Genomic DNA, 11,845 nt, shown 5'->3' with positions numbered 1-11,845 from the left:
TGTAGGTTAGAAACGAGGAGAGTGAAAAGAGTGAACAAGAACTTGGTAAGACGGTTTATCGGTGCGATTCTCCTTGTTATGCTCATCGGTGCAGCCTTTTACACGCCTCTTAAGGATTATGTTCACACACCGAATGAATTCCAATTCTTCTCTGATCAGACGGAAGCTGTAGCGACTTCGTTACCAGTTATAAATCAATCCAATGATGACCCCGTCGACATAAATGAAGGTGAAGAAACGGTGTTAAGTGGTGTGGAGCCAGGAGATACGAATGTCACATTTGGTATAGGAAACTTCCCATTAAAATCAGTTGATGTTTCTGTGTTACCGGATTTACGTATTATACCTGGTGGACAATCAATCGGTGTGAAAGTTCATACGCTTGGCGTTTTAGTTGTGGGCCATCATTTAGTGGAAACCGAACAAGGGACGCAATCACCAGGGGAAGATGCCGATGTCAAAGTCGGGGATATTATTAAAAAGATCAATGGTGAAACAATTGAACAAATGAATGAGTTAGCACCTTACGTGGAAAATGCGGGTAAGAAAGAAGAATCATTAAAGTTGGAGATTGAACGAGATGGTGAGACGATTACGACGTCATTGTTTCCGAAAAAAGGGAAGGATAATGAGTCGTATAGACTCGGGTTATATATTCGAGACTCTGCTGCAGGTGTAGGAACACTTACATTTTATGACCCAACGTCAAAAGCTTATGGTGCATTAGGTCATGTTATTGCTGATATGGATACGCAAAAACCTGTTGAAGTCAATAATGGTGAGATTTTACGCTCGAAAGTAACATCGATTGAAAAAGGAGAGACTGGAGAACCTGGAGAAAAGTTAGCTCGTTTTACAAATCAAGGTCAAGTACTTGGTAATATAACAAAAAATAGTTCATTCGGTATATTTGGCGAGTTACATGATGAGCCTGGAAACGGTAAGTATAATGAGCCAATGCCAATCGGCCTTTCTGATCAAGTAGAAGAAGGTCCAGCAAAAATGCTGACAGTTGTTGAAGGTGAAGAAGTTGAAGCGTACGACATTGAAATTGTTAGTTCTAAACCACAAAAATTTCCTGCTACTAAGGGAATGGTTGTAAAAGTAACAGATGACAGGTTATTAAATGCAACAGGTGGCATTGTACAAGGAATGAGTGGTAGCCCAATCATTCAAAACGACAAAGTGGTAGGCGCTGTTACACACGTTTTTGTCAATGATCCTACAAGTGGATACGGAGCTCATATTCAGTGGATGCTTGAAGAAGCAGGTATTGATATAGAAAAAGGACAAAAAGAGGAGGAGAAGGCGAGTTAATTATTGAACTCGTCTTCATTTTTTAACGTTCGGTCACAATTTTTACAAAAATGGTTGCGTGTGTTCAAAATTCAGAAAAAAAAGAATAATTGATGAATGTTTTGTGAAAGATTTCGCAACCTTAATTACATAAGGCATATATGCATGATGAATTGGGAAAGAGGTTTATAGAAAAGGTTCATCAATTATTTATAAAGAGGGTGAATTTCATGGAAAATGTAACGCTTGAACAATTGTTATGTAACATAGGTGTTCACCGAAATTTATCTGTACCGAAACTTGTAGAAATAGCTATTAAACGAGATGAAGGACAATTAACGAATACTGGTGCATTAAGAGTGGTTACAGGGAAGTATACAGGCAGATCACCGAAAGATAAGTTTATTGTAGACGAGCCTTCGATTTCAGACAAAATAGCTTGGGGAAATGTGAATCAACCATTTGATCAAGAAAAATTTGACGTTCTTTATCAAGATGTTCTACGTTATTTAAATGATAAGGAATTGTTTGTATTTGATGGTTATGTAGGATCAGAAGAACTATATCGTTTACCTATTAGGGTTATAAACGAATATGCATGGCATAGTTTATTTGCACAAAGGTTGTTTATACGTCCACGGAAAGAAGATGTAAATAATCATCGAGCGAAGTTCACAGTCGTTTATGCTCCGAATTTTAAAGCAGATCCTTCACTACACGGAACAAAAACAGAGACATTTATCATTGTAAACTATGAAAAAGGAATTATTTTAATAGGTGGGACGGAATATGCAGGTGAGATGAAGAAGTCAATTTTTAGTGTGATGAATACGATTCTCCCTGAGCATGGTGTTCTACCGATGCACTGTTCAGCTAATATGGGAGACCAGGGAGATGTGGCGATGTTCTTTGGGCTTTCTGGCACTGGAAAAACGACGTTATCAGCAGACCCAACTCGTTATTTAATTGGCGATGACGAGCACGGCTGGAGTGAATCGGGGATTTTTAATATGGAGGGTGGCTGTTACGCCAAGTGTATCAACCTAAACGTAGAAAATGAGCCGCAAATTTATGATAGTATTCGATTTGGTGCCATTGTAGAAAACGTTGTCACTGATGGAGATACGAGAGAACCTGACTATGATGATAACACATTAACAGAAAATACTCGCACTGCTTATCCGATAGAACATATTGAAGGTTCGCTAACCGATGGCTTAGGAGGGCATCCAAATATCATCATCTTTTTGACGGCGGACGCTTTTGGCGTATTACCACCAATATCGAAGTTGACAAAAGAGCAGGCGATGTACCATTTTCTATCAGGTTATACAAGTAAATTAGCTGGGACAGAAAGAGGTGTGAAAGAACCAGAGGCAACTTTTTCAACGTGCTATGGAGCACCTTTCCTGCCACTGTACCCGAGTGTATATGCTAAATTACTTGGTGAGAAAGTGGGTCAATACCGCACAAAGGTTTATTTGGTCAATACAGGTTGGACTGGTGGACCATTCGGAGAAGGAAAGCGAATGAACTTAAGTTACACTCGTGCGATGTTAACAGCAGCGATAACGGGTGAATTAGATAATTTTAATGTAAATCCAGATCCTAATTTCGGGTTGCTTATCCCAGAATTTTGTCCTGGTGTGCCTAGAGAGGTTTTAGTACCACGTAATACGTGGGCGAATAAAGATGCTTACGACAAACAGGCCAAGGAGTTAGTGGAAAAATTCGATGAAAATTTTGAAAAACTGAAAATGTTTGATCCTAACATTGATGATCTCCTTCAAACAAAACAAACACATTAGCAAACAATTGATAACGTTCGCCTCAAATCATTAAAATGGGTGAAGGAAAATGAGTAACGACTTAATAATAACATTTATTATTTTATTGATAACGACCGTGTTGTTTATTTCAAATAAGATACGCTCAGACTTTGTCGCGTTACTATCTATGCTTGCTCTGTTACTAACGGGTATTATTACGACCGAAGAGGCATTAAGTGGTTTTTCCAATTCTGTTGTTGTTATGATCGCAGGGCTATTTGTTGTTGGTGCAGGAATTTTTCGAACCGGACTAGCATCGATGGCTGCTCAGTTAATTGTAAAATTGGCCCGAGGGAGCGAAGCAAGGTTACTTTTTTCACTCATGATCATTGTTGTAGTATTAGTGCCTGTTGTCATTAGTATGGCATGATCAATGGAGGCGAACCCTTCATCATTTTTTAATCCCATTGTCATTTTCTAGCAGTTTTAAAAGCGAGGGGAGAATGAACAAACTTACCTTCGCTTTTTTTAAATGGAGCACTTCTCTTTTCGCGAAACAGGCAAAATGTTACAATAAAATCAGCATAAAGATTTTTCGACAAAGGTATCATTCGATGAGTGATGATCATCGAAAGGCGTCGAAATCGAGAGAAAACGAAAAAAAACGAGAGAAAAAATGAGTTTTTTTAGAAAAAATCAATAAATAAAAAGGAATTAATGTAAGTCTGTCGAAAGCGTTGGATAGAACAAAATTGCTGTGAGGAGGAAACAACCTTGGAAAAGATCAACGTATGTATAGCTGATGATAATCGTGAACTTGTTACACTATTAGATGATTACTTATCAGCTCAAGAAGATATGGAAGTAACAGGTAAAGTTTTTAACGGGCAAGATTGCCTCGATATTGTTGAAAAAGAAGAACCAGATGTCCTTATTTTAGACATTATTATGCCACATTTAGATGGTCTAGCCGTTTTGGAAAAGTTGAATGAACGACAGTTAACAAAAAGACCAAACATCATTATGCTTACGGCGTTCGGACAAGAAGATGTTACGAAGAAAGCTGTTGACTTAGGTGCTTCATATTATATATTGAAGCCATTTGATATGGAGACGCTTATAAATAAAGTTCGTGATGTTGGGGGTCAAGGTGGCGTGTCATTTTTAGAAAATCGGTCACAAGCGGCTGTATCATCCTCTGAACCGAAGAAAGAAGAAGAACCTATGAACTTGGATGCAAGCATAACAAGCATTATTCATGAGATTGGGGTTCCTGCTCATATTAAAGGGTATATGTATTTAAGAGAAGCGATCACAATGGTTTATAATGACATTGAACTTTTAGGATCAATCACGAAAGTGTTGTATCCAGACATCGCAAAGAAATATAATACAACTGCAAGCCGCGTAGAACGTGCGATTCGTCATGCGATCGAAGTCGCGTGGAGCCGTGGTAATATCGACTCGATTTCAAAAATGTTCGGTTACACAGTGAGTGTATCAAAAGCAAAACCAACGAACAGTGAATTCATCGCGATGGTGGCTGATAAATTACGCATTGAACATAAAGTGTCGTAATTGATGAAATCACGCTGATTTGGGGGATAATCAGACGTAAGTTAAGTAAAATTTTGCGATAAACATAGTTATCGCACCCATGTAAATAAGACTTATGATAGAAGGGGCTGTCTCAAAATCCTCTTCTAAACAAAAAAGAGAACCAACCGTGATAGGTAAAATTCACGGTTGGTTCTCTTTTTTGTTATGGACCTCCGAAACAGGAGGTACAGCTGCACCTGTTTCAGGAAGTTGTGGGCGATGGCTACTAAACCAAATTCAAGGTGTAACGGATTCGAGCGGGATTATATTTGTCACCCATAAAATAGAAGAGAGGCGTCCTCAACAGTCGGTTATTTTTCCGACTTTTGGGACAGCCCCTTTTCACGTGCACCTAACCAATAATCTAAGAAACACTCAAACCTCCTAAAATCCGTATCCACAAAGGAAATGAAATATAACCAAAATCGGTAACGCCAAATCACTTTTGTAAAATACCAATCAAATATATAACAGTTTGACGTTTGTTGTAAAACAGTTTTGGTAAATGGTATGGTTTTATAATTCATCTAATAAAGATATACCTTGCTAAATCAACTTTCATATACAATTCACGATATTGTCACACAAACATCTGATTAACTATATTATAATGGGGTCAGACAAATCAATAGTACAGAATCATTTGCATCAGCTATTTGTTTTTTGTTTTGAATGTGAAGTGAATCACATTATTTGCCAAAAAAACGATGGAAAAGGGTGTGACAAAATGGAAACGTTACAACGTGAAGGAATCAACCAAATGGAAGCATGGAGAAGTTTTGAAACAGGGAATTGGAACGAACAAATCGATGTGCGCGATTTTATTTTGAGAAACTATCAACTCTATACAGGTAATGATACTTTTCTAGAAGGAACAACTGATAAAACTGAAAAGTTGTGGAATCACGTTCTTGATTTAATGAAACAAGAGCGCGAGCAAGGCATTTTAGATGCTGATACGAAAAACGTATCAACAATTACATCTCATGAAGCGGGCTATATTGATCGTCAACTCGAACAAATTGTCGGTCTACAAACAGATGCGCCTTTAAAACGTTCGTTACAACCTTTCGGTGGTATTCGTATGATGAAAACAGCTCTTGAGTCATTTGGATACGAAATCGATCCCGAAACGGAGAAAACGTTTACAGAATACAGAAAAACACATAACCAAGGTGTCTTTGATGGTTATACACCAGAGATTATGAAAGCGAGAAAAGCAGGTATTGTTACTGGTTTACCGGATGCTTATGGACGTGGACGTATCATCGGCGACTACCGTCGTCCAGCTCTTTACGGTGTCGATCATCTTATTGAGGTGAAGAAACAAGAGAAGCAAGAGTTAGAGAGTCGTCCGATGAACGAAGAAAATATTCGTGATCGTGAAGAATTGTCTGAACAACTTCGTTCACTTGAAGAATTAAAACAATTAGCACAAGCTTATGAGCATGATATTTCACAGCCAGCTAAAAATGCGAAGGAAGCTTTCCAATCCGTATACTTAGCTTATCTTGCGGCGATTAAGGAACAAAATGGAGCTGCGATGAGTCTTGGCCGTGTATCAACGTTTTTAGATATTTACATTGAAAGAGATTTAGCAGAAGGTTCGATCACAGAAAAAGAAGTGCAAGAATTAGTCGACCATTTTGTTATGAAGCTTCGTATGGTGCGCTTCTTACGCACACCTGAATACAACGAGTTATTCAGCGGTGACCCAACATGGGTGACAGAGTCAATCGGTGGTGTCGCTGAAGACGGCAGCCCACTTGTCACGAAAAACTCATTTAGATTTTTGCATACACTCACAAACTTAGGTCCTGCACCGGAGCCGAACTTAACTGTTCTATGGTCTGAGCAATTACCTAAAAACTTCAAAGAGTTTACAGCAAAGATGTCAATTGAGACGAGCTCCATTCAATATGAAAACGATGACTTAATGCGTGAAGACTATGGTGATGACTACGGTATTGCTTGTTGTGTATCTCCGATGAAAATTGGTAAACAAATGCAGTTTTTCGGTGCGCGTGCTAACTTAGCGAAAGCTCTTTTATACACAATTAATGGTGGCGTCGATGAGAAATTAAAAATGCAAGTCGGACCAGCATTTGAACCGATTAAGTCTGATGTACTTGATTATGATGAAGTAAAAGAAAAATTCGAAGAAGTTCAGGACTGGCTTGCAGGATTGTACATTGATGCATTGAACGTGATCCATTACATGCACGATAAATATTCTTACGAACGATTAGAAATGGCATTGCATGACCGTGATGTTATGAGAACGATGGCTTGTGGAATCGCCGGACTTTCTGTAGTAACAGACGCACTAAGTGCAATTAAGCATACAACAGTACGTGTCATTCGTGATGAAGATGGCGTTGCTACTGACTTTGAAGTCGAAGGAGATTATCCAAAGTACGGTAATGATGACGCCCGTGCTGACGAAATCGCACGTGACCTTGTAAAAGGGTTTATGAATAAGATTCGTGAACGAAAAACGTACCGTGATGCTGTACCGACACAATCGATCTTAACGATTACATCTAATGTCGTTTATGGAAAGAAAACAGGAAATACACCTGATGGTCGTAAATCAGGTGAGCCGTTTGCACCAGGGGCGAACCCGATGCACGGAAGAGATACAAAAGGGGCGCTTGCTTCTCTAAACTCAGTTGCGAAATTGCCATTCGAAGATAGTCAAGACGGAATCTCTTGTACGTTCTCAATCGTTCCTAAAGCACTAGGAAAAGATGAACAAACTCGTTGTCAAAACTTAGTATCTATTTTAGATGGCTATATGTCGCAAACAGGTCATCACGTAAATATTAACGTGTTCGATCGTGAAAAATTAGAAGATGCAATGGAACACCCTGAAAAATACCCACAATTAACTGTTCGCGTTTCAGGGTACGCGGTAAACTTCATTCGTTTAACTCGTGAACAGCAACTAGATGTCATTAACCGAACTTTCCATGAAAGTATGTGATATAAATGAAAGCTCGCATCCATTCTGTTGAATCGTGTGGAACTGTCGACGGACCGGGACTCCGGTTCGTCACCTTCCTACAAGGTTGTCCATTAAGATGTGTATACTGCCATAATCCAGACACTTGGGAATGTGGTGATGGTAAAGAAATGACTGTCGATGAATTACTTGAAGAAGCTTCATCATATCTTCCTTACATGAAGTTTTCTGGTGGTGGGGTTACATTAAGTGGTGGAGAGCCGTTATTACAGCCGCGTTTTGTACAAGCATTTTTTGAAGCGTGTAAAGAAAAAGGGATTCATACGGCACTTGATACATCAGGTACGATCATGCCAGCGAATATTGAGGATATTTTAGCAGTTACGGATCTCGTATTATTAGACGTAAAGCATATCGATGATGAGAAGCACCAGTCCATTACAGGGGTTAGTAATAAAAATACGAAAAAGATGATCCAACTTCTAGAAGATAAAAGCATTCCTGTTTGGATCCGACATGTCATCGTCCCTGGGTGGACAGATGATGATCAATCCCTCGATAAGCTTGGTCAATTTATTCGACAGCATTCTGTTGTTAAGCACGTTGAGGTTTTGCCTTTTCATAAGATGGGCGAATATAAATGGGAGCAGTTAGGGTTCGATTATCAGTTAACAGAGGTCTCCCCTCCAGACGAGGAAACGATGGAGAAAGCGAAAAGAAAGTTAATGTTGGACAATGAAAACTTGGCTGTAAAATAAGGATCAAACAATGAGAACCGACCTTCGGAAAATGTCATTACATTTTCGAGGGTCGGTTTTGTTTCGTTTCTTAAGTGAACCAATTTCATAATGAAGGGTTTTAACAAACATCACGAATGTAATCAGTTATCACGAAGGTTAACGTTCGTTTTTGAAACGAGTGATTGGAACGAAAGGCGGCGACTCCCAAAGGATCAGCGCAGTCTGAAGATCCAATTCAGCGACGGTTTGTGGAGCTGAATTTAGCTGAAGACAAGCCCTTGGGAAAGCGCCCGCCTGCAGTGGAAATCACAATCAATGTTCGGATATGAGATTTACATTATCTATTATGAAATTCATTCAAGTAGTAAAAGAATTTTCTTTGTGTGAAAATACGTATCTTCGTTCATACTAACGTTAAATCATACTAAAGAAAGTTAGGCGAAAGCGTATGACACCGATTAAAGGGTATGGATTTTATGATCAAAAAACAAAAAGACTGATCCAAACGATCCCTACAGGGCAAATTGCGTTGATAGCCCACCGAGATATCGATCGACTTGCGGCGCAAGAACTCGTCGGTAAAAACGTACGAGCAGTCGTTAACTCGAAATCTTCTTTTTCAGGAGAGTTCCCACATCGTGGTTTGGAGGTCCTTTTCAATCACGGGATTCCAGTTTTCGATATCGTTGAAGAATATGGACCAAAAGGGTTGGAATCCGTTCATAGTGAGTATCTTTTGATTGAAAATAATGCCTTGTCCGTTTGGCGTGACGGTTCTTGGGAGGAAGTTTCAACGTTAAAAGCTTATGATGAGATGAATTATCTAAAAGCGCTTTCTTATGCTGAGCAACGTAAAACAGATGTGTTTTCTTGTTTTGCAGATAATACATTAACTTTTGCACAACAGGAAGTCGCCCCCTTTCGTAAGTCGGTTCACGACCTGCCGCAATTTGAGCAACTACAATATAAAAAGGTATTAGTTGTGGCGCGTCACGCAAATTATCTAAAAGATTTACGAGCAGTTTTTTCGACGCCAGCTCATCGACGTGTTCAATCGCTGCAGATTGTTGCTGTTGACGGGGCGGCTGATGGTTTGCGGCAATTCGGGATCATTCCAGATATGATCGTTGGCGATATGGATTCAATCTCTGACCCTGCACTATTTCCGCGTACCAAATTCGTTGCACATAGTTATAAAGATGGGAGAAGTCCAGGAGCAGAACATTTAAAACGTTTTGGATTACAAGCTTTGGCAGTTCCTTTTTTAGGAGTTAGTGAAGACCTAGCAATTATGCTTTCTGCTGTTTCAGGTGCTGAAGTCATTTATACGTTAGGGTGTCGTAACAACATGATTGATATGTTAGAAAAGGGGCGCTCAGGAATGGCCTCCACAGTATTAACGAGAATGTTTGCTGGCGACCGTGTTGTTGACTTATCAGGCTATCATTTATGGAAGAAACATGAAATGACGACAGGGGTTTCGGAGCGCTTTTCGTCTCATTCACCAATACGGGCATTATCTGATGAGCATTAACGATTAATCATTTGATCTTATTTTTAAAGATGAAGGATGAACGAGGATGGAAGTTGATGTCATAATTCCAGTTTATAATGAAGAAAATGTTTTAAGAGAAACACTCTCATCATTAGAAAATAAAACATGGGTGAAGAACATCATCGTGATTGACGATGGAAGTGTTGATCAAAGTGTATCGATTGCGCGTCAATTTACGAATGATGTCGTAGCATGTTCGAAAAATCTCGGGAAAGCAGCAGCAGTTATTAAAGGGCTGGAATACGTAAAGAGTGAGCAATTTTTAATGTTAGATGCAGACTTGGGCGTTACCGTTTCAGAAGCAGACAAATTGCTGCTGCCGTTAAAAGATTCATCTGTAGACATGACGGTTGCTCGTTTTCCGAAGCGGAACAAAGAAGGAATTGGACTTGTTCGTCAAAGAGCACAAAAATACTTGAAACGACAAACCGGTTTTGAAAGTCAGGCACCACTCTCAGGTCAACGGGCGATTCGGAAGAAGTGGATTCCATTCATTCAGTCCTGCTCAGCTTATGGATATGGGTTTGAGATGGTGATGACATTGCAGCTATTAAGAAATGGTGCAAAGGTAATAGAAATCGTTACAGATATGGATCATCGTAGAATTGGCAAAACACCATACGGTTTTTATCATCGTGCAAAACAATGGATTGATATGGAGCGTTCGATATGGAGGTACAAGCGTGGTATCTAGTACTTATATGGCCAATATTTTATTTTGTTCATCTATTTTTTTATAAACGAAAATGGTATAACTTAAATTTTCGTGGCGAGAAAAGTACGTATAGTCTCGGTATTTCTCTTTACTTCTCAGTTGCACTGGCATCTACTTTAGCTGTTATAAGTGGAATGTCACTTTCTGCACTTGTTTACTTGACAGTCGTCACATTACTCGGACTTTTTGATGACCTTTATGGGAGTGATGTGGCCAAAGGGGTTAAAGGACATGTTCTATACTGTCTAGATCATGGTACGGTTACAACAGGAATAGTGAAGTTGGTTGGGCTGCCAATTGCGGCTTTTGTTTATTTGTTCTCTCGTTTTGAAGGACAGTTGAATGTAGCGGTTTTGCTTGCTTTACTAAACTTCACGTTGTTTCCACACGTTGTAAATTTATTTGACACACGCCCTTTAAGATCATTTAAATTGTTTATGATCTTTTTGTTTATTGTCATATGTTTTTATATTCCTGATTTCTCTTGGTTTTTTGTTTTTGTTATCACACTTGTTATTTGGGCAGGCCTTGAAATGTATGAACGTGCGATGTTAGGAGACAATGGAGCAGCATTAATAGGTGGGGGGATGGGGTTACTTTCTTTACTCGTTCCATTTAGCGTTCAAATTGTATTTCTTTTAATAGCGTTCCTTTTAACAGTTGCAGCTGAACGAATGTCATTCCATAAGATCATTGAAAAACGACCCTTCTTACAGCGTATTGATCAAATCGGAAGAAGGCGTGTTTTTCAAAAACATTAAAGGTCTGGTCCAATGTACGCAGGTGTTCTACAAAATCGTTGCGACATGGGTCAGACCTTTTGCATTGAGGTTATTGTGGTTTTTGGAAACGAGTTTGAACTTTGTTTCGTTTTCGGTCACGATGAAGAATGAATCCGCCAATAAAGGCAACACCAACAATCATCGCGAAAAAACCAACGATAAATTGAAGGGTAAGTGATGGGTAAGGTTGATTTAAAATTTGAAATAATGTGTCTCGCATCTGTTTGATGCCGTATCCAGCAATAAAACCAGGGATGAGTAATATCAACAATGCAAGAAAACGTTGTAATGTCATATGATTCGACCCTTTCTATACTTACTAATTATTTTAGCGAATTTTCATTTGCACTGCAATTCAAAGCGATTATCGGTAGCGAAATGATTTTTTAACTACTGAGCTTTCGTTTTATATGATATTCTGAAA

10 protein-coding genes are annotated in these 11,845 nt (G+C 39.1%); 9 read left to right on the top strand and 1 reads right to left on the bottom strand.

Annotated elements, in window-relative coordinates; all coding sequences use genetic code 11:
- Nucleotides 1-30: 30 nt before the first annotated feature.
- The 9 genes from spoIVB to HNQ41_RS05960 all read left to right on the top strand — a co-directional run bounded on the left by spoIVB (nt 31) and on the right by HNQ41_RS05960 (nt 11,400).
- Entirely contained in the window at nt 31-1,317 is a 1,287-nt protein-coding gene (gene spoIVB, locus HNQ41_RS06000) for a SpoIVB peptidase (protein WP_184663505.1), read from the top strand.
- A gap of 209 nt (nt 1,318-1,526) precedes the next feature.
- Entirely contained in the window at nt 1,527-3,104 is a 1,578-nt protein-coding gene (pckA, locus tag HNQ41_RS05995; RefSeq protein ID WP_184663504.1) for a phosphoenolpyruvate carboxykinase (ATP), read from the top strand.
- A gap of 49 nt (nt 3,105-3,153) precedes the next feature.
- Nucleotides 3,154-3,495 (top strand): SLC13 family permease, encoded by a 342-nt coding sequence (locus HNQ41_RS05990; RefSeq protein ID WP_184663503.1) that lies wholly within the window; start codon nt 3,154-3,156, stop codon nt 3,493-3,495.
- Nucleotides 3,496-3,839: 344 nt separating this feature from the next.
- On the top strand, nt 3,840-4,643 hold the full coding sequence (gene spo0A / locus HNQ41_RS05985; protein ID WP_184663502.1) for a sporulation transcription factor Spo0A: 804 nt from the start codon (nt 3,840-3,842) through the stop codon (nt 4,641-4,643).
- A 781-nt stretch (nt 4,644-5,424) separates the two neighbouring features.
- Nucleotides 5,425-7,650, top strand: a complete 2,226-nt coding sequence (gene pflB / locus HNQ41_RS05980; RefSeq protein WP_184663590.1) for a formate C-acetyltransferase — start codon at nt 5,425-5,427, stop codon at nt 7,648-7,650.
- 5 nt (nt 7,651-7,655) lie between these two features.
- A complete protein-coding gene (gene pflA, locus HNQ41_RS05975; protein ID WP_184663501.1) occupies nt 7,656-8,387 on the top strand; it encodes a pyruvate formate-lyase-activating protein in 732 nt (243 codons plus the stop codon).
- 430 nt (nt 8,388-8,817) lie between these two features.
- Nucleotides 8,818-9,903, top strand: a complete 1,086-nt coding sequence (steA, locus tag HNQ41_RS05970) for a putative cytokinetic ring protein SteA (RefSeq protein WP_184663500.1) — start codon at nt 8,818-8,820, stop codon at nt 9,901-9,903.
- Between the two features lie 46 nt (nt 9,904-9,949).
- Nucleotides 9,950-10,618 (top strand): glycosyltransferase family 2 protein, encoded by a 669-nt coding sequence (locus HNQ41_RS05965; protein ID WP_184663499.1) that lies wholly within the window; start codon nt 9,950-9,952, stop codon nt 10,616-10,618.
- Nucleotides 10,594-11,400: a hypothetical protein gene (locus HNQ41_RS05960; protein WP_184663498.1), complete on the top strand. Its 807-nt coding sequence runs from the start codon at nt 10,594-10,596 to the stop codon at nt 11,398-11,400. The genes HNQ41_RS05965 and HNQ41_RS05960 overlap by 25 nt, the downstream gene beginning before the upstream one ends.
- A gap of 70 nt (nt 11,401-11,470) precedes the next feature.
- Here the strand turns inward: HNQ41_RS05960 and HNQ41_RS05955 are convergent, their stop codons facing one another.
- On the bottom strand, nt 11,471-11,716 hold the full coding sequence (locus HNQ41_RS05955; RefSeq protein WP_184663497.1) for a DUF2627 domain-containing protein: 246 nt from the start codon (nt 11,714-11,716) through the stop codon (nt 11,471-11,473).
- Nucleotides 11,717-11,845: the final 129 nt, after the last annotated feature.

The organism is Texcoconibacillus texcoconensis (assembly GCF_014202575.1).
Lineage (GTDB): Bacteria > Bacillota > Bacilli > Bacillales > Salisediminibacteriaceae > Texcoconibacillus > Texcoconibacillus texcoconensis.
Note: the sequence above shows the minus strand (reverse complement) of the source record. Positions and strands in the feature narration are given on the sequence as shown.